This is a genomic window from Kosmotoga olearia TBF 19.5.1 (assembly GCF_000023325.1).
Classification (GTDB): domain Bacteria; phylum Thermotogota; class Thermotogae; order Petrotogales; family Kosmotogaceae; genus Kosmotoga; species Kosmotoga olearia.
In genome coordinates, this window is record NC_012785.1 from 439,753 (window position 1) to 460,027 (window position 20,275).

A 20,275-nucleotide genomic window follows, 5' to 3' on the forward strand; every position below is an offset into this window, starting at 1 on the left:
CCACATTGGTTCTTTCCAAACAATAAAAGGTGTTGATGTTAATTCCGGTTTTTGGAAAAGTTTCCATACCACATTGGTTCTTTCCAAAACTTCTGATGAATTTGCACGAGTCATCAATAACCTTAAAGTTTCCATACCACATTGGTTCTTTCCAAACCTGTGATAACGAAGAGTTAAGCGCCTGGTACATTACTCTTAGTTTCCATACCACATTGGTTCTTTCCAAACAATAAAAGGTGTTGATGTTAATTCCGGTTTTTGGAAAAGTTTCCATACCACATTGGTTCTTTCCAAAACTTCTGATGAATTTGCACGAGTCATCAATAACCTTAAAGTTTCCATACCACATTGGTTCTTTCCAAACCTGTGATAACGAAGAGTTAAGCGCCTGGTACATTACTCTTAGTTTCCATACCACATTGGTTCTTTCCAAACGCTATACTCGAAGGCATTGCACTCACCATTTTTTAGTTTCCATACCACATTGGTTCTTTCCAAACTTGTTTTGGCACGCATATGCGTGCCATTTTTTTATGGTTTCCATACCACATTGGTTCTTTCCAAACAGAGAACTACTTAAATTAGCCCGAAAAGAATTAAAGTTTCCATACCACATTGGTTCTTTCCAAACTAACGTTCAAAGGAAAAGTAACAACCGAAAAAGTCGGGTTTCCATACCACATTGGTTCTTTCCAAACACCGCATGGCTAAGTTTCTTGGATGGAGAAAACAAGTTTCCATACCACATTGGTTCTTTCCAAACACCGCATGGCTAAGTTTCTTGGATGGAGAAAACAAGTTTCCATACCACATTGGTTCTTTCCAAACACCGAAAATATTGTGAAAAGAATCAGCTTTTCATAGACACGTTTCCATACCACATTGGTTCTTTCCAAACTATATTGGTATACATGACTATATCATTTTGCATACAAAGTTTCCATACCACATTGGTTCTTTCCAAACAAGAATATCGAAACTAAATAAGTTGTTGGAAGCACAAAAGTTTCCATACCACATTGGTTCTTTCCAAACGAAATAAAGAAAGGGAATGTTGACGCCAGATTGTTTCTGTTTCCATACCACATTGGTTCTTTCCAAACTGTGCTGGAGGAAAATGTGGATTATGGTTACCCTGATGTTTCCATACCACATTGGTTCTTTCCAAACGGCGGTGAAGGTTTTAATAGCTTTCGCCTAGCATAAGGTTTCCATACCACATTGGTTCTTTCCAAACGTAGCATTCATGCATGCGAAAAACTTTGACAACAAAAAGTTTCCATACCACATTGGTTCTTTCCAAACTGGAACAATCTGACTTGCTACTTGAAGGTAGCGTAGTAAGTTTCCATACCACATTGGTTCTTTCCAAACTGAGACAGCTGAAGAAGCATGGAACAAGGTTATGTTTCCATACCACATTGGTTCTTTCCAAACCAGTGAAATTAAAGGCTTTTGCTTTGAAATTTCCTGGAAGTTTCCATACCACATTGGTTCTTTCCAAACTTGAAATTTCCTGGAATGAATCAAAGAACACAAAAAAGTTTCCATACCACATTGGTTCTTTCCAAACCAAGATGACGACGGCGACCTGATCGCCTGGTATCTGTTTCCATACCACATTGGTTCTTTCCAAACTTGTATAAAAAAGGAATAGACATCTTTACTATCAAGTTTCCATACCACATTGGTTCTTTCCAAACGATAAATTTTCAATCACTCTCGAATTCCCGACACTCGTTTCCATACCACATTGGTTCTTTCCAAACGAGGTGGAAGGCATGAAGGTAAGCATTACAAAAGATAGTTTCCATACCACATTGGTTCTTTCCAAACTACCGGAATTGCCAGCTGATACCAAAGAGGAAATACTGTTTCCATACCACATTGGTTCTTTCCAAACACTTCAACTGGATGCAAATTTACTGCGTCGAAGTCCGTTTCCATACCACATTGGTTCTTTCCAAACAGAACCAAACACTCCCTTAGGCCATGCCTGGTTAATTCCTAGTTTCCATACCACATTGGTTCTTTCCAAACCTTCACTATGTGCTAAATGCGTCATAGCCAACAAAGTTTCCATACCACATTGGTTCTTTCCAAACCGGAACCAAAAGGGAAATTAAGAAAAAATTCGTGCGTTTCCATACCACATTGGTTCTTTCCAAACAAAAGAATTTAAGTTTTACGAGCATACCATAGAAACGTTTCCATACCACATTGGTTCTTTCCAAACAAAGAAATAGAAGAAGAAAAAGTTATAGAATTATTATCGTTTCCATACCACATTGGTTCTTTCCAAACCCCGGGAACATGAGCTGTTCTCCGCCTACATCGTACGTTTCCATACCACATTGGTTCTTTCCAAACAAAACTCTTTTGCCAAAGTCTTCACCTACAGCTAAGTGTTTCCATACCACATTGGTTCTTTCCAAACGGAAGTTTTGTAGTAAGTAAGCGCCCTTCACGGGGTTTCCATACCACATTGGTTCTTTCCAAACAGTATATATTACAAGTAAATTATAAGGGAAAGCAATGCCTTAAGTCAAGGGAATTTGGGAATTTTTGGAAGGGATGGGAATAAATGTTTCTGCAAAGTTAATCAGTAAGGGGGTTGCAGTCATAAATGTCTCATCTGGAGAGAAATATCGTAAAATCCTGAAATGTAAACGAGTTGACAGTCAAATGACCAAGGATTTGTCGGATCTCTGTTAAGGATTTTAGAGAATTTCTAAATAGCGTGGGTAGTTAACCAATGATGGGGATTACCTAAAATTTTACCGGTCGGTTGATTCGACGAAGGTCTGTAACGAATATATTAAGCTCTGAAAGCAACTAATAAAAATAGAAATAGTACGATTTAAAGGTGTATAAAACGAGCGTTTAACATCTGACGGTAACAAATGTAACGTAATTTAACAGAGATCCGACAATACGTAAAGCGAACTAACGTTTGTGAAGTTGGATAGTAGCAAATCACAGAGAAGTGTTACAAAATGTAGTCAAGTGACTGAATTCGATAAACGAGCGGGATTATGTAAACAAAAAGTTAAGTCCAATCAAGAGGTTTAACTCGTAAAATAAAGGGTACAGCATATGTGTCTTCCGGCCTTGATTAATGACTAAGAAGCTGTAAACAGTGCTAAGTGGCGGCGCGAATCCCTTCGGGATTGGAACAACCGACTGCGGCGGTGGGGCGAACTCCTTCGTAGTTGATTCGAACTGCTTCGCAGTTGTAGCTACCGGCTACACCGGTGATTTGCGCCTTCGGCGGATTAAAACTCGGGATCCGAGAGTTCGATAAAGCTGCTTCGCAGCGAATACGCGCCTTTGGCGGATAAAAACCTGGGATTCGAGACCCGAGATTCGAGAAGTTAAGATCCGGAGATCCTGAATCGAGCTCAGGATGAAAAGTTGGCTTTTGTAAAATTTGTTTTATCAGTTTTTTCAACTGCGAAGCAGTTCGGAACAACCACGTAGTGGTTCGAAACAACTCTGAAAGAGTTCGCAACAACCGCTTGCAGTTCGCATCGTTCACCATCTGACAGCGTTTCAAGCCTCCGGAGCGCAGCTCCGCACATCATTGCCAAAGGCAATTCCGGTATTATTCCTCAAAAAGCTCAATTGCTTTTTTTACTTTTTCTTTCGTTAGTTCCACAACATCCTCTTTGCTGTTCTCGCTTAAAGGACATGGAGTGAGGTTACTCAGAAGATTTTGCAGATAAGAGAACGGCTGACTGACAAAATCCGGTGGAAAACAATCGAGTTTCTGTGCTAATTTAACGAAGAAGCTATCAGCATCGTAACCTCTGATGTAGAAAGCGTATTTACCTTCTTGAAGAAGTTTTTCTTGAACATGTTTGGGAGGTTCGCTATCTTTATATCCCACCCAGTAAAGTCTGTAATCAAAACGCTGGAATTTTGCCAGATGATCAAAAACAGGATCGTTTCTACCACTGTATCCCACAACGATCCACATTCTTCCCCGTGCCGTATCCATTATGGCCGGTTCTATACGTTTAACATGTTCCTCAAACTCTTTCTCGGTATTGATAAGCTCAAATCCGGTCCGCTGCCCGTGAAGATAGAAAACCGCTTTATCCGGGATGAAGTCCGGTTTGAAGTTTGCACTTGTAGTGAGATCATATACGGCAGGAAATTCCCCGAGAAGAGCACAGGCCCGAATTACAAGTGAGTCAAAATTAGTTGTAAGGATTCTGTCAACATAACCTGATTTCATAAGCTGCGCTATTACAATATGCGCCCAATTTACTTTCGTTTCATCGGTAAAATTGGCTATAAGATCCCTACGCTCGCCAGGAGCTAGCTGGCTCATACATTTGGAATACGTTTTTTTCGGGGCCCTTTCGTAGTCCAAAGGCCGGGTCTCCTTTATCATATCTACAACCTTGGCTGCTGTCGGAACACCGGCCTGAGCAGAACACCCTGTACCTATCAAGAGAGCAGTTTTTCGACCATGTATTTTCGCGTTTCTTAAGGATTCCACTACATCATCTATTTCTCTTTCAAAAATCATAAGCTTAAGAGCCTCCATTTCTTTGACTAACTATCCTATATTCTCTGGATTATATCATGTTCTATTTTTGGTCAGGAAATCCATTTCCGTCCTCAATAAGAATAAGTGGTTACCGTTGCACCTGAAGAATCGTAGAGATAAGCAGTATCTCCATCGTTGTTCCATACATATTGCCCTGTCCACTTCAAATTATTTTCTCCTTCTGGCATCGGCGAGCTGGCGGTAACGTGGGAATAGACCCTGACTTCTTCACCCGGCTCAAGCACGAAATTAGGAAATGTGAAAATATGGTTGGCTATATCTTTCAACTTCCACCCAAGAAGATTCACAGAGAGTGTTCCGAGATTTTTTATATGAACCACTTCAGGATTTGCGGCGTATTCAATGTTTGTGATCTCAACATCTGCTTCTAGAGTCCCGCCACCTATCGAGATCACGTAGCTATAGTAGATGTTTTCAGGATCTTCTGAGTAAGACGGACTTCCCGACAATACTGTTGGTGAGCTCAACGGAACGTAGTCCTGGGAAACGTCAGGTAGTATGGTTTTGAGCGTATCGTAGTCAACATCTTTGCCAGTATAATATACAACTACCAACCATGTCCCATTACTTACTTCATATGCCACTCCATAATTGTCCGGAATATTCCTTCCAATCTCATCAATTGATAATGGGGGAACGTTATCCACCAATATCTTATTTTCAAAACCAATGGAAAGATTCTTCAGGTTCCGGGCAACCTGAACAGCCTTTGCTTTTCTTATAGAATTCATCGCTGGTGGAATCAGTGCAGCAACTAAAACAGCAATAATAGCAAGAACAATTAACAGCTCAACAAGTGTGAATCCTTTTTTGTACAACATAAATAGGCCTCCTAATTTTAATGATGCAAGGCCATGCCATAATGTAGCGTATTTTGTAACTTTTCTTGATTATATTATAAAAAAGCCCGACATCTGTCGGGCTTTTCAGTTAATTTGGCTTGTATTAAGTTTTTCATTAAAATTACTGTTCATCTCAGAACCTCAGGAAGCTCATCAACGGTCTCCATTCCATCATTTCCAGTAATGATTTTGTATCCCTCATAGATGAACCGAACTTTATCTCCAAGCTTTAGTACATCAGCAATCCAAAAATCCCTGGAAAACAGATGGAAATACGCATCGCTGAAGGATTTGATGTGAACTTCCAGCCCTTTGTACTCTTCAAACCCTTCCTGAGTCCAAATGCCATCGTACTTTGCAAATAGTTTATCACCGACATACTGACGATTTTCTTCCCCTGCAATAATGATATCCTCTTTCATTTCAGATACAGCTTTCGAAGCGAGAATATCGCCAACTTCAACATAATTAATGACTCCACCCAATGGTGCTACCAGTGTTGGCATAACCGATTTATTTCCGGTACGAATCGGGACATTGTAATCAGCAGCCATTTCGCTCTCGGGATCTATGAGATAAGAAGTGAATTCATTGATTATGTTGTATTTCTTTGATAAATTGATTATTTCTTGCCTTATCTCTTCGCGCTGTGCTGGGGTCAGGGTTTCATCATACCTGTAGATATTCGCCAGTTCACTAATGCGCTTTTGTGCCCATAAAGTAGCAATGAACGGGAAACTGGAGTTCCTTGTTAAATCAAATTTGTATTTGATCTTATTCTGGACAATGACGCCATTGAGTTTCTCCTCCCATGAAAGGGTTACGTTTACCACACCTTCATGGTAATACACGCCTGATATCCTCAATGCCGTTCCAGAGAACAGGGTGTAAGGTCCCTTGGGAAGAACATAAGAAATATCTGTACCGTTTATTTCAAGATGAACATTCGACATGACCGGAGTCTCTATCATTCTATAAAGCTCCAGAACCTTTTCATCAATTTCTTCGTTCTCAACGATGTATTTAACCTTTCCCCCTCCTTTTTCTGCTAGTTCATCAAGTAATTCGGCATTTACATCGTATCCTACACCAAAAACAAAAAGATGTACATCTCTTACCTTAGCAAGTTTTGTGGAATCCCTGATAATTGTTCCAATATCAGTAATACCTTCTGTTGGTGCACCATCGGTGAGAAACAGCACAACTTTATACCTGTCATCCGTACTCTGCGTACCAAGAACTTCAATACCTTCAAGCAATGCATCATGAATATTTGTCATGCCACCAGCCATTATTTGCTTTACTGCCGGATACCATTCTGTTCTATCCGAAAAAGGCAGCAGACGCTCTGTAAGATTGTTTACTTCATTGTTGAAAGTTATGATTGAAAACCTATCACCTTCATGGAGCATTTGCAGAACCTGCAGCAACGCGAGTTTCGCTTTTTCAATCTTTTGACCGCTCATAGACCCGGAAATGTCCAGAATAAAAACTATATCTTTCGGAATGATTCTTTCAGGCTCTCTTGGTGGCACAAGGGTGAGAAGAAAGTACCCGCGCCTGTCTGCTTCATCCCAATAATTCATGATCGAGGAAGAAAGCGTCCCCCCTGTTACTGTCAAAGCTAAAGATACATCAGAACGTGGAACATAATCGGATGCTGAGAATACCCAGGAACTCTCGTCGCCTTTTTTTATGTAATTAAAAGAATGTATCGGGGAAAAGACGTCAGAGATTTCGTTCGGATCAGCGACCACTTCAATCCGAACGTTTTCTATGGATCTGGAAAGCATACTTTCGATTTTCAACGGATACGTCATCGTATACGATGATCCCCACAGCTCCAAAGGTTGAACATACTCAATAACAAATCGCCTGTGCTCTCCCGGTTCAAATGGGTAAACCTTCATCCTCACCATTCTGCTGTTGGCATATTCTAAAAGCGCAGGATCTTTCATTCTTCTAACGATATCCTGGTAGATTTTCCGTGCCTCTTCAGCTGGCAAAACCTTTCCTTCATAAACCTGATCGCCCACGATCATGGAAAACCTGTCTATAACGGCACCTAATGGAACAGGGAAGATGTACTCAGCTTCGATAGGCATAGAATTCGGATTCACAAACTCCTCTTCGATTCTTACCTTTGCGATACCATTCTCTACAGTTATAGTCACATAGTGATAAGTCATGTAAAACATTTGTACATCAGGGAGTGGTGGCATAACATGCGATTCCCAATTCGGGATAACTATCCCATCCGCAATGGCGATAGAAGAAATCACCAGAAATAAAACAAGCAACGCACCAACCATTTTTTTCATACACGACACCCCTTCGCTCGTTAGTTTCCCCCGCCGGCAAAGACTTATGCTAACAATTCTTTGACCACCTAAAAAGAATGTTCGTTCAAAACTAAAAAAGCCCGCCAAAAGGCGGGCATTTGCTGCTTATTCTGGTTTCACTCCTCCAATTGATGACCAAATACTTCGACAGGCAACGAATCTATCCACTTCCAGTAAAGCGGTGCGTCACCGTTCCAGGTACCGTCAGGCGCCTCATACTCAACCTCATCCCAGTTCAATTCTTTTACAGTGATAAGATGATTTTCAGAGACACCGTCATGAACAATTAGATAAATGAAAGGCAAGAACCTCTGGGTCAGGACTTCACTTTCGCCAGTTCCATCCGTCGCTTCAAGCGTCAGCTCAAAGGGATGATCAGGTGACAGCACCTGGACATCCAAAGAAAGCCTATCGGGGGCAAGTGTGCAATCTATTATAGTTGCATCCTGAGAAATCAGGTTGTAAGACACTATCTCGGAAATGAATTCATACACCAGTGTGTTCGATTCTCCATAAATAACATATGGCAGCGGTGCTTTGAGTACCACACCGGTACGAACGTCAAATTCAATATCAAGACCATTTACAGTTATATTTTCAACACTGAGTTTTGAGGTTCCATCGTAGAATGTCGAACTTGGCGAAGTGCCGGGACCAAATTCAATATTTGCCGAAGTTCCAGGGAACGGATCGCCAGCAGAACCATTATCTCCACCGTAAGTATCAAGGGCATTGTCGTCATCCGCTTCTTCGACATCTACCCTTCTATGCAAATCATTGGTCTGATAAGCATCTTCATCGATATGGTAAATCAACAACCCCGCGCCCGGAAGAGCCGCATCGTAGCCAAGCAACTGACGGTTTTCTAAAAGAAAGTACTCTTCTCCGGCTGGACGGTCTGCATTTTCGAACATCAGGACCTCGAAGTTGGTTTCAACTGGAGATAATAATTCATGGCCGTTGAATCCATTCAAGGAACCAACCGTTACCCAACCAAGTTCTTTCTTGCTCCAGGCACACATATGGGCAGGGGAATCCGCAGCTCTGTGTATGCCATTCCATGCTCCAGCAGCCATCAGCCCCCATAAACCAATTCCATCAGAACTGTAATCAGTGTCATACAGATCTGGCAACCCGAAAACGTGCCCGAGTTCATGACAGGCAACCCCGATTGTCAACAACTTTCCTCCCACCGTTTCCGGCTGGATCGTGTAATGTTTTATATACACACCGTCTAAATACAAGTACGGCCAGATATCCCCGCTGTGTGACCATATATCATATGGATCTCCCGATAATTCCTGGCCCTCACCCTGATGAATCACGATGATACTATCAACATAACCATCACCATCGTTATCAAACTGTGAAAAGTCGAAATCATCGTTGTCCGCAAGTTGCACTGCCTCTCTTACAAGTTCCCAACAATGGGCATCATCCTCTCCGTAATAACCATGTGTTGCGGATACTGTGTACCAACCTACAACAACAAACTCAAGCTTAAGAGTATCTTCTCCACCAGAAACCTCAAGATAATAGCTTTTTACCGAATTGGAATCTCCGGTAAAGACCGGTTCAATATCATCGGGCGTGTATGTGGGGGTTGTATCAGAAAAGTTCACGAGTATTACCGGAAATTTCAGCACACCGGATGTTGGGGCACAGGCAACATATTGAGGTCTTTCCACCGCGCTCAGATAATCATAAACCGTTGAAATCTCAAAGAGTTCTGGAAGAGCATCAATACCAGCTTTACTCCCCGAAGGTATCAATTTACCAATTTCATCGAAAACTGCGTATTCCCACCAACCGGTGTCAACATTCTTTATTATCGGAAATCCATTATAAAGGGTGACGTGTGCAAATTCATCACCTATAACCCTAACCGTTAAAATCGTTCCATCGGGTTGAGAAAGCGCTATCTCTCCCGGATATGCCGGAACAGAAAAGGCTAAAGAAGTTACTATTAAGAGCAAAAAAACAATAATAGCTTTCTTCATTTTACTCGCCCCCTTTCAGTTGTTCGAGGCGATCAACAAAATCCTGATCCGTAATCATACCTGTATAAGTACTATAAGCCGCATCATCATGTGCATGTATCGAGGCAATGGCCAGCAATTTCAGCAGTTCTTCCCTTCCAAGAGGGTCTGGCAGATAGTCAATTTGAAACTCCGTTTCATCAACAATAAACTCTCCGTGGCCTAGAGCTTCATCCCAATTCCCTTTTCTGATATTAACCAGAACCAGCCCCGCTTTCACGTTGGCGTTGGAGGGCACCATCTCCAACGAAAGGAGAAAATTATTCTCAGAGGTACTTAAGAAGTCTTTCATATAATAGGCCCAACCTATTCCCTCACGAGCAAGAGCTTCTTTCTGTTCATCGTTTGAGAATAATAAAACCTTGTTAAACTTCGATATCGCACTATTATAATCCCCGAGTTTAAGGTAATCGAAACCGCTTGTGAGAGCCTCGTCTATCTTTACACAGGAAGTAACCGCGAGTAGCAACAATAGTAAAGTTACAACACTCAAAACAGTCTTCTTCACGATGAACGCCAGCAGAAGGTTCCTCATTTCAATACAGAGTGGTGTGCTGGCTCCCTCCTTTCTTATATTGTTTTTACCTAGTTGAAAAATTTGCTGTTAACGTTGCCATTTGCTTTTTTATTTTAATCCTTTTCTACTCACCACCCAAGAAAAAACAACAGGCTACCTGTCGCTACATACACTTAAAAGCATTTTGATTAAATTCTCAACGTCGGGTAGATTTGCCGTTGAAAAGCATGATATAAATATGATATAAGTAGTATCATGAGAAAAAAGGAGCAAACACTATGAATAATAGAAGAAAATGCCTGATTATCTGGATAATTTCTGTTTTCTTAATTGCGATTTCTGCTATAAAGATAACCATGCCGTTCATTCAAAGTGAATCCGTTAAAAACGTGGTTTACAACAGTGTCAACAAGATCAAAACCCATTCGGGAAACTTTTCCTTTGCTGTCCTGGGGGATAACAAGAATTCAATCTCAACCTTTGGAAAGATAATTGAGCAGATCAACACCAACCCCGAGATCACATTCGTTGTGAATACTGGAGACATGGTGTTCGATGGAAGTGTAACAAAATACAACTTTTTTTTGAAACAGCTTTCTAAGCTACAAAAGCCATTTATTCCTGTCCCGGGAAATCACGACATTGCCGATGGTGGTATGAATAATTACGTCGAATTCTTCGGTCCTCTGTATTACGCGTTCGCCGTTGATCAGGTCTATTTCATAGTTCTTGATAGTTCCAACGAAGAGACCATAGGTGCCTGGCAGATGAAATGGCTGGAAGAACAATTGAAAAACTCACAAAAACACAAATACAGGTTTGTTTTTCTTCACGTACCTATCTTCGATCCGAGACTTCCAATGGATAAACAACCCGGACATTCATTAAAAAACACAAAAAACGCCATGGAACTACTGAAGCTTCTACAAAAATATAACGTTACAATGGTTTTTGCCGGCCACATCCACGGATATTTCAGAGGAGAATGGGAAGGTGTTCCGTATATCGTAACCGGTGGTGCTGGAGCGGAATTGGTTGGTTTGAACAAAGAACATTATTTTTATCACTATTTGATAGTCCGTGTAAAAGATACCGGCATTGATTATGAAGTTGTGAAGGTTAACTCCCCGGATTTCAACGTAATAGACAGGATAGGTGCCTTCCTGTGGCTTTATCTTTATTCTTTCGTGGTAATAAATTATTGGTGGATAGTCTTCATAATCGGTGTGTTCATTTTCACAATATTGCTAGTTAGGGGCTTCAAAAAAGAGATAATGAATATCTGGCGTTGGTTAATGAAACGAAGGATAATCAGATTTATCTCGAGGCTCTTCGTGGAGTCAAAGCCACACTGATTACATCTTAGCGGCAAGATTTCCGGAAGAGAAAGGTTTTTCGAATATCAATGAAACCTTCTTTTTTGAAATTTTCTCGGCTATTTTCCTGAAATGATAACCTGATATTGCAAGCGCCACGACCAGTGGAAAATGCCTTCTTTTTTTGAAGAGGCTCCATATGAGTAATTTCCAGTACTCAAACCTTTCTTTACCAAATATCCCTATCACCACAAGCGACCTTAAAAAGGCTTTGATTTCTATGAAAGTTATTTTTTTCAATCTAAAAGTATTGGGGAATTTATAGACAGACAAGAATTTTCTTAACCGTCTATAGTAATTTACGGGAGAATAAAGTTGTTTCATAAGCCTTTGATAACCGGAGATCAGGGTTTTTATATTCATTCTGGGAATAAAATTTATGGAAATCTCCACGTTATTTTCAACAAACTCACTGATCAATCTGCCTTCATTACGCATCCGCTCGTAAAGCTTGCTTCCACGAGGAGCATTCAGCATGCCAACCATGGCCGTTACTATACCCGTTCGTTGAATGAAACTGAATTGACGCTTGAATATAGAAGGCGTATCATGGTCAAACCCTATGATGAACCCCCCCTGTACTTCAAGACCTGAAGAATGTAATTTCTCTACGGATTTCTCCAGATTATGTTTGATATTCTGATATTTGTTTGTTTCCTTAAGACTCTCCTTATCCGGAGTTTCTATACCAACAAAAACCCTGTTAAATCCCGCCCGGGTCATCAAGTTTACTAGTTCATCGTCATCCGCAAGATCTATGGATACTTCCGTGTAGAATGTGAAAGGGTAGTTATGCGCTTTTTGCCATTCGATAATAGCTGGTAAAACTTTCCGTTTGAGGTCAAATCTTTTCCCGATGAAGTTATCGTCCACAAAAAAAACAGATCTTCTCCATCCCAAATCATAGAGGGTTTGCAATTCTTGAATAATCTGTTCTGTACTTTTCGATCTTGGAACATGGCCATTAAGTGCACCTATCTCACAAAACTCACAGTCGAATGGACAGCCCCTGGAATACTGTATCCCCATCGAGTAATACCACTTGAGATGTAAAAGATCCCATCTGGGAACAGGTGCTTTTGTTATATCAGGAAAATCCGGGCTTGCGTAATATCTCTTCAATTTGCCATTTTCAATATCTTCTACGAGTTCTGGCATGATCTCTTCAGCTTCTCCTAAAACGAAATGATCTGCATTCGGAAAATGATCGGGTTCCATTGTGAATAGCGGTCCACCTGCAATAACCGGAACATTCAATTCGTTGCATCGCCGTATGACATCTTTGACAGATTCACGTTGTACAGCCATAGCGCTTATAAAAACGTAATCACTGTTTCTAACATCCTTTTCTTTCAACCTCTCACAGTTCATATCGACCAACTTTATATTCCATTCATCTGGAAGATAAGAAGCGATCGTCAGCAATCCCAATGGAGGTAATGCAGCCCTTTTAGAAGCAAACTTCAGAGCGTGCTTGAATCCCCAGAAGGTGTCCGGATATTCTGGATAGACCATTAGTATGTTTTTCAAAAGCGACACCACCTTTCCTGAAAATTCTTCTCCTGAAACTAGTATCTCATCTTGTATCTTTTAATCCAAACCTTTTAAGAGATTAATTCGCATTATGTTCTTTTTTTGCTTTCGTGCGAAAAGAAGTATAATAAATTGTTGGGATTTAAATGCACATGACATTCACTAAAAACAAAAAAGGAGGTTCAGGCATGATAGGCATTCTCTGTGACTCTGCAACAGATGTCCCCGATGGAATAGCTAAAAGCGGTCACGTTGAGGTTGTCCCGGTACGGGTAGTCATAGATTCTCAAACCTTCAGAGACAATGAGATAAAACGTGAAGAATTGCTTCGCTTAATGGAAAATGGGACCATTCCAAAAACTTCAATTCCGGCTTACTCCGATGTGGAAAAAGGGTTCTTTCGCCTTATGAGCAAAGGAATCAATGAAATCATTTGTATAAACATTGCCGGAAGTCAAAGCGGGACGCTAAACCTTTTTCGGATGACAGCAGAAAGCTTTCAAAAAACATTTTCGCACCTCAAAATAAAGATCGTTGATTCCAGAAGTGTTTCCATTGGCTCTGCACTTTTGATATTCAAAGCTTTCAAACTCATAGAATCAGGAAACAACATTGACAAAATAGTCAGCACCTTAAAAGAGTACGTTGAAAAGAAAATAAAGGTTTTGTTTACACTTCCCACTCTGAAATTTCTCAAAGCAGGCGGTCGAATAGGAAAGATAAGTGCTACCATAGCAGAGCTATTGAATATTAAACCGGTTATAGGTCTTGAAAAGGATGGAACCTTTTACAGTGCAGCCAAAGTCAGAGGAATGAATAGAGCCATCAAAAAAATGGCGGAATTGACGCAAGAATTTATCAACGAAAGGGACGTAGAAGCATTAGCAATTTACAGATCCAGCGATGATGAAGGAACATTGAACCTTGCCAAAATGCTCCTTCATGAATTTAAAAACGTAAAAATAGAAAAACTCTTCACCGGGATAATCTCTCCAGCCCTACTCGTGCACGGCGGAAGAGGTCTCGTTGGCATCTCTACAATGGTGAGATAATATCAAAAAGGGATGGAAAGGACTGGATTAAAATGGCATATTCCCATAGAAAAAAACACGGGCATTCACATAGTTTTGAGGATACCTCTGAAAGACGATTATTGTTTTCCATTGTACTGAATCTCGGGATAACCCTCGTGGAATTTATTGGTGGAATAGTATCAAACAGTCTGGCTCTGATTTCAGATTCTCTTCACAATCTCACTGATTCAAGCTCGATGATTGTGAGCTACTCAGCAAAAAGAATTGCGCGAAAAAAACGAACACCGTTTCATACCTACGGTTTCAAGAGAGCAGAGATCCTGGCAGCTGCACTGAACTCAATTGTTCTTCTTGCCATTGCGCTTTTCCTTTTTGTGGAAGCATTCAAAAAAGTTTTTACCCCTTCGGAAATAAACGGTACAGTCATGTTGACAGTTGCAGTTATTGGCTTACTCGGCAACCTCTTCACGGCCATTTTACTATTCAATGACGCAAAAAAGAGCTTGAACGTGAAATCGACTTTCATACATATCGTAAGTGACACTCTCTCTTCGGTATTCGTAATAATCGCTGCCGTTCTCATAAGGAATTACGGCTGGATAATTCTTGATCCCCTGTTTACCGGAGTCGTTGGTGTTTTCATACTCTTTCAATCCATTTCCATATTGAAAGAATCCGTTCATATTCTCATGCAGGGAACTCCAAAGGATATTGAACTAGAAAAGATCTCAAAAGAAATCGAGAAATTTGATTTTGTGAAAAATGTTCATCATCTCCATGTATGGACAACAGATGGGCACGACAAATATCTCGAATGTCACGTGGAACTCTTTGACAATAATCTGGAAAAAGCCGATGCCTATTTAGATGAAATAAACGATCTTCTAGAGAAACAGTTCCATATAGAGCATTCTACAATCCAATTTGAAAGGGATCGTTGTAAGAAGAATGGAAAGCAATAAAAACATTTACTACAGCCCAACCAAACAAGGACTTAAGGAAATGGAAGAGAAATTATCAGTATATTTGATAAAACATCTTTTTTGAAATTGACTGTACCGCTTTTTTGGTAACAATAAGTACCTTTTATGATAAAATTTCTTTGGGCGATGGGGTCCGCCCTAATTGCCAAAAGGCTGATGACTCCTATCTCTATGAGGTAGGAGTTTTTATTTTTTTGATAGGATGGTCGATGCCTATGAAACACAATCAGAAGAAAGAGAATCAGGCGTATTTCACCCTTCTTGACCTAATTGAAAACGAAAAAAACGTATGTCCCATATGTTTGGCAACGGAAAAAAGCGTTGTCAATTACTTTGATATACTACTCTATGAGCTGGTTAATGACCCAAGAATCATGGGAACAATTGACAATGCAATGGGTTTTTGCAAAAAGCACACTGCACTCCTTATGTCAATGGGTGATCCCTTTGGACAATCAATAATATACAAAAGTATTCTTGAACAGGCAACTAAAGTTCTACCATCTCTACTATTAAAACCAAAGAATAATGTTAAACTCTTTAAGAACAAACGCTCGTTGATCTACGAAACCATTAAAAGTCGTTGCCCCGCTTGCGCCTTAGAGAAAGAATTCGAAAAATTGTATATCAATGAGTTTATTTCAGCTCTTGAAAAACAGGAATTTAGAGAATATTTTTCACTGTCAAATGGTTTATGTATACCACATTTCATCAAAATCATGGAAGCATGCAAGAATCGAAACTCGGCTACTTTTTTGTTTAATACTCAGCTTAAAATAATGAATAACATAATAGCTGAATTGGGCGAATTTATCAGAAAAAATGATTATAGATTTTCAAAAGAACGCATAAACAACGAGAAAGATGCATGGAAAAGAGCTGCAAGGCTTCTAGGAGGCAAACATATTTTAGATAAATTACACTAAGGATTGTTGAAAAAAGAGGGGGAGAATAATGCAGGTAAAAAAATTCGGCGAAAAAGTGTTGAAAAATATAGCTAAAGTAATCATTGGAAAAGACAACGTTATAGAAAAAACACTCGCAGTTATGATAAGCGGTGGTCACGTTCTTTTGAACGATGTTCCAGGTGTTGGAAAAACCATGCTGGCAAGGAGTCTTGCGATTTCGCTTGGTCTTGAATTCAAACGAATACAATGTACCCCGGATCTCCTGCCAACCGACATAACCGGATTAAATGTCCTGGATATGCGAACAAAAGAATTCGTTTTCAGGCCAGGTCCAATTTTCACAGATATTTTGCTGGCCGATGAAGTAAACAGAACCACCCCAAGAACCCAATCGGCACTCCTTGAAGCAATGGCAGAAAAACAGGTTACCATAGATGGTAAAACCTATCCTTTGAACGATTGTTTTTTTGTTATTGCAACCCAGAACCCGGTAGAATTTGAGGGAACATTTTCGCTGCCTGAAGCCCAACTCGATAGATTTTCAATCTGCTTATCCATGGGTTATCCCGATAAAGAACAGGAAATAAAAATGCTTGAAGGAATGCAAAAAGTACATCCTATTGAATCAATAAAACCAGTCACTGAGGCCTCAGAACTTACAAAAGTTCGAGAACTGGTGAAAAATGTTCGGATCGACCCATCGATATTGGAATATATTACAACTGTTGTAGAAAACACTAGAAAACATCCGGATTTACTCTTGGGTTCAAGTCCAAGAGGAAGCATTGCTTTGATGAATATTTCTCGAGGATTGGCAGCCCTTTCCGGAAGGAATTTTGTGATTCCTGATGATGTTAAGAAAATAGCTGTAGATGTTCTTTCGCACAGAATAATGCTGAAACCTGAAGCACGTCTCATGAAACGCACACCCGAAGAAATCATCCATGAGATCCTCAACACGGTTGAGGTGCCGCTGATAAATGACTGAACTGAAACCAACGAAGCTAATTTCTTCATCTTCTAACGTTGTTATTATGACCATTATTGCCCTTATATGGTTAACTTTGCAGGTTAATGGTTTTTCTTTGCTATTTGCGGCTTTCGTAGCAATTCTCTGGGTTGAATTCTTCATGAGCCGATTCCTGCTCAAAAATTTAACGGTCAAAAGAAAAATTCAAAGGAACAGGGCTTTCATCGATCAAAAGATAAAAATAGATTATACGATTCACAACAAATCCCCGATAAAACTCATTGTCTGGTTTTTGCCAATGGTTGAATCTGCTTCCAGCGCTTCGAAAATAAGGAAGAAAAAATTGATCTTGAAGCCTCGCGAAGAGGCAAAAATAAGTTCACACATCTATTTCGGGAAACGGGGAATAAAGGACGTCTCAAAATGTTTATTGAGTTATCCTGATCCCCTGGGCTTCTTCAAACACTGGATTACCTATGAAGCTCCGGAAGAGATTCTTGTACTTCCAAGTTTGATGGAATTCGAGAACTTTCCGCTCAGATTGCGAGAACTTTTGCCGGGTTTGAAGAGTGATTTCAAACTGATGGAAGACATGACCTATATGAAAGGGATCAGAGAATATTCCGGAGATCCCCTAAACAAAATACACTGGAAAATTTCCGCAAAAATGAACTCACTTTACGTGAAAGAATTCAATTACACTGCAATCAGTAGAACACATTTATATCTCGATCTGAATCTTTCAAAAGAAGTTTTCGCCCGGGACGTATGGAGCAGAATTCGGGAATTTTACGAAGAACAGGCGATCCTGGCAGCCTCATCGTTGATTCACTGGAGCGCGAAAATCGGACACAAAATAGATTTGACAGTTGTAGGGAAAAAAGTGCTTAGAAGTACCGGAAGTTTCAGCAATGATTGGGTAAAAACAGTGGAACTTCTCGCTATTTCTGAAGGGACCAATACCGGCCCAGAATTATCCGATGTACTATCAACGGATGTGGAGAAGTTAACCCCGGCTACTACCGTTGTGCTCTTCTCTATGTATCTGACTGATTCCATCCTTCCTGTCTTGTTGAAAGCAAGGGCTAGATGTTCCAGAGTTATCGTGATCCTGATGCCTTATGGATTCAGGGATCCACGTTACAAGCCAGCACGATCTTACGAACTTCTTCCTATTGACATGAGAGATCTAAAAGAAAAAGCGGCTGCTCTTGAGGAAGAACAGATAATCGTGCGAATATTGCGAGACAACCAATCACTCCAAGAGGTGGTAATGGAAATTGAGCAGCAGAGTGTTTAAAAAAACTATTGTCATGGTGTATGCGATATTTCTGAGTATTTATCTCTTCAGTGGAGAGTTCTCATTGACCTCTACAATAACGTTAACAGGGATAATAGTTCTTATTGCTTTGCAATCGCTATCCCGGATGGGGTGTAGTATTTTCCTCTCGGTTCCCTTTTCCATCATTGCCATGGTCATTTTCACAACAGGGGCAGAAAAACTCCCTGCAAAAGAGTCCTTGGCTTTTATCATGATGTTCGCTGCCATTGTTCTGATTATTTCTGAAAAACTTATCAGTTCAGGGTTGGGAGTTTTCCTTCTTGGTATAGCCTTGGCGATTAATCCCATTTTGGGTGTTCCCATGGACATCGTGGCTTTTTTGTTGGTACTTCTTGGATGGCTTCTGATACATTCTCAAGAAATCCCTTTACGTATTCTAATCCTTCTAGTACTCGCTTCATCAACAATTATACTGTTTACCGAGAATCTCGAAATCAGCCCAACTGCCAAGCTTTTAGAGGTACTCAATACGACAAACACTGCCACAGCTGTAGAAGGACACCTTACCAATAACCATCAAATTCCCATTTCAAGCAAAACCGGAAACTCGATCGATATCGAACATCCGGTCAATGCTCCAGAAATATTGAATGCACATAAAAGCTTTGAGGATAAACTATCCGATTTCGTGGTATTGCTGCTTTTGATTGTTGGGGCAAGCACAATGCTGGTTCTTTATGCGAGAGCCACTCGCATCAAAGGCTTCTGGAACTCCTTAATAATTGGTGCCGTCGTATTTGTACTGGTCCTCTCGTTAGCAATCATGGGTTTTATGTATTTAAGAGAACAACCAGATAAGCCTGTTTTCGGAGCAGCTGTTCCGAACGAACAACCAGGATATACAGGAGCACCATCAGCAAACCTTAATTCACAGCCCATCGAGAAAGACAATAAAGAAAAGGGAATTGAAGATACCGTACCATTAATCGGAATAACTCTAAGATCTTTCCTCACAATCGGCACCGTTATTGTAGGTGTTGTATTTGCAATATTGCTCTTTTCCTTTTTAATCAGAATATTGAAAGAAAAGAAAGAGAAAGAGCAGCCAGAAGAAGCTCCGGAAGAAATCCCTGAAGGAATCATACTATATCCCCTGGATGAAGTTCCGGCTTTCTCGCCAACTGTTAATTACATCCTTGGAGCCTACTGGTGGCTTCGAAGAAAGTACTATTCCGGGTTTCATCACCTTACACCTTACGAACTACTCGAAAAAGAAAAAGAAAGCGATTTTGAAAAAAACCTCAAACTGGTCACAGAATTGTACGTTTTGGTTAAATATGCAGGAAGAAAACCTTTGCACAGAGACCTTGAGAGTTTCCACAAAAACCTCTTAAAGATCGTCAATGCACTTTCAGAGAACAAAGAGATGTAAGAAAAAACAGTTTTCTGAACATTATGATGCCGAAGAATAATTCAATGTTAGAATGATATTGATAAAAAAGTTTCCCATCTCAATAAGGAGGGGTTTGGTGACTGAAAAGCTACCCGGTGATACATGGCTTTGGCGCCTCGCAAAACGATTTCTCACAAAAAGCTTCATAAAAAAATATAACCTGTGTGTTCAAGGAGTGGATAAAATACCAAAGCCACCCTTTTTGATCATAGGTAATCACACTCACTTTCTCGACCCGCTTTTTATCAATGCTATTCTTGATTACCCCATCGTTTGGGTAGCTGCAAGGGGAACTTTTCAAGCCTGGTGGGCAGGCCCAATCCTAAAAGCTTCTGGTGCAATAGCAAAACAAAAAGGCGTCCCGGATATGAATACTATAAGACAAATATAGGCCACTTTAAGGAAAAGCGGTATAGT

At 40.3% G+C, this 20,275-nt stretch carries 14 protein-coding genes, 1 CRISPR repeat array and 1 riboswitch (1 of these 16 cut by a window edge); of the genes, 8 read left to right on the forward strand and 6 right to left on the reverse strand.

The annotated features are described in order from the left end of the window. Positions 1-2,501: direct repeats of the CRISPR family, unit length 30 nt; unit sequence GTTTCCATACCACATTGGTTCTTTCCAAAC (it extends 78 nt beyond the left edge of the window). 1,103 nt (positions 2,502-3,604) lie between these two features. From KOLE_RS02135 to KOLE_RS02155, 5 genes are all read right to left on the reverse strand, one after another. Then, complete coding sequence (locus KOLE_RS02135; RefSeq protein ID WP_012744928.1) at positions 3,605-4,537, reverse strand: SIR2 family protein; 933 nt, start codon at positions 4,535-4,537, stop codon at positions 3,605-3,607. 92 nt (positions 4,538-4,629) lie between these two features. Further along, positions 4,630-5,400: a lamin tail domain-containing protein gene (locus KOLE_RS02140; RefSeq protein ID WP_012744929.1), complete on the reverse strand. Its 771-nt coding sequence runs from the start codon at positions 5,398-5,400 to the stop codon at positions 4,630-4,632. A gap of 149 nt (positions 5,401-5,549) precedes the next feature. Beyond that, complete coding sequence (locus KOLE_RS02145; protein ID WP_012744930.1) at positions 5,550-7,742, reverse strand: VIT domain-containing protein; 2,193 nt, start codon at positions 7,740-7,742, stop codon at positions 5,550-5,552. A gap of 137 nt (positions 7,743-7,879) precedes the next feature. After that, a complete protein-coding gene (locus KOLE_RS11015; RefSeq protein ID WP_012744931.1) occupies positions 7,880-9,763 on the reverse strand; it encodes a M6 family metalloprotease domain-containing protein in 1,884 nt (627 codons plus the stop codon). A 1-nt stretch (position 9,764) separates the two neighbouring features. Further along, positions 9,765-10,310: a tetratricopeptide repeat protein gene (locus KOLE_RS02155; protein WP_158303000.1), complete on the reverse strand. Its 546-nt coding sequence runs from the start codon at positions 10,308-10,310 to the stop codon at positions 9,765-9,767. A 287-nt stretch (positions 10,311-10,597) separates the two neighbouring features. On the opposite strand from KOLE_RS02155, the gene KOLE_RS02160 reads away from it, so the two are divergent. After that, positions 10,598-11,674: a metallophosphoesterase family protein gene (locus tag KOLE_RS02160; protein WP_012744933.1), complete on the forward strand. Its 1,077-nt coding sequence runs from the start codon at positions 10,598-10,600 to the stop codon at positions 11,672-11,674. Here KOLE_RS02160 and KOLE_RS02165 read toward each other — a convergent pair whose 3' ends face one another. After that, positions 11,675-13,210 carry a B12-binding domain-containing radical SAM protein gene (locus tag KOLE_RS02165; RefSeq protein WP_041288817.1) on the reverse strand — a complete coding sequence of 512 codons (1,536 nt, stop codon included), beginning with the start codon at positions 13,208-13,210 and terminating at the stop codon, positions 11,675-11,677. It lies immediately after the preceding gene. A 206-nt stretch (positions 13,211-13,416) separates the two neighbouring features. Here KOLE_RS02165 and KOLE_RS02170 point away from each other — a divergent pair, with 206 nt between their 5' ends. From KOLE_RS02170 to KOLE_RS11650, 7 genes are all read left to right on the forward strand, one after another. Beyond that, entirely contained in the window at positions 13,417-14,280 is an 864-nt protein-coding gene (locus tag KOLE_RS02170; protein ID WP_012744935.1) for a DegV family protein, read from the forward strand. Between the two features lie 32 nt (positions 14,281-14,312). Beyond that, on the forward strand, positions 14,313-15,224 hold the full coding sequence (locus tag KOLE_RS02175; RefSeq protein ID WP_012744936.1) for a cation diffusion facilitator family transporter: 912 nt from the start codon (positions 14,313-14,315) through the stop codon (positions 15,222-15,224). A 134-nt stretch (positions 15,225-15,358) separates the two neighbouring features. Next, positions 15,359-15,418: riboswitch (Fluoride riboswitch) on the forward strand. A 21-nt stretch (positions 15,419-15,439) separates the two neighbouring features. Next, positions 15,440-16,171, forward strand: coding sequence for a DUF6062 family protein (locus tag KOLE_RS02180; RefSeq protein ID WP_012744937.1), 732 nt, complete (start codon positions 15,440-15,442; stop codon positions 16,169-16,171). Positions 16,172-16,199: 28 nt separating this feature from the next. Then, positions 16,200-17,141 (forward strand): AAA family ATPase, encoded by a 942-nt coding sequence (locus KOLE_RS02185; RefSeq protein WP_012744938.1) that lies wholly within the window; start codon positions 16,200-16,202, stop codon positions 17,139-17,141. Further along, positions 17,134-18,423, forward strand: coding sequence for a DUF58 domain-containing protein (locus tag KOLE_RS02190; protein WP_012744939.1), 1,290 nt, complete (start codon positions 17,134-17,136; stop codon positions 18,421-18,423). Before KOLE_RS02185 ends, KOLE_RS02190 begins: the two co-directional genes overlap by 8 nt. After that, positions 18,404-19,837, forward strand: a complete 1,434-nt coding sequence (locus tag KOLE_RS02195) for a hypothetical protein (RefSeq protein ID WP_012744940.1) — start codon at positions 18,404-18,406, stop codon at positions 19,835-19,837. The genes KOLE_RS02190 and KOLE_RS02195 overlap by 20 nt, the downstream gene beginning before the upstream one ends. A gap of 97 nt (positions 19,838-19,934) precedes the next feature. Then, positions 19,935-20,249 (forward strand): lysophospholipid acyltransferase family protein, encoded by a 315-nt coding sequence (locus KOLE_RS11650; RefSeq protein ID WP_063727178.1) that lies wholly within the window; start codon positions 19,935-19,937, stop codon positions 20,247-20,249. Positions 20,250-20,275: the final 26 nt, after the last annotated feature.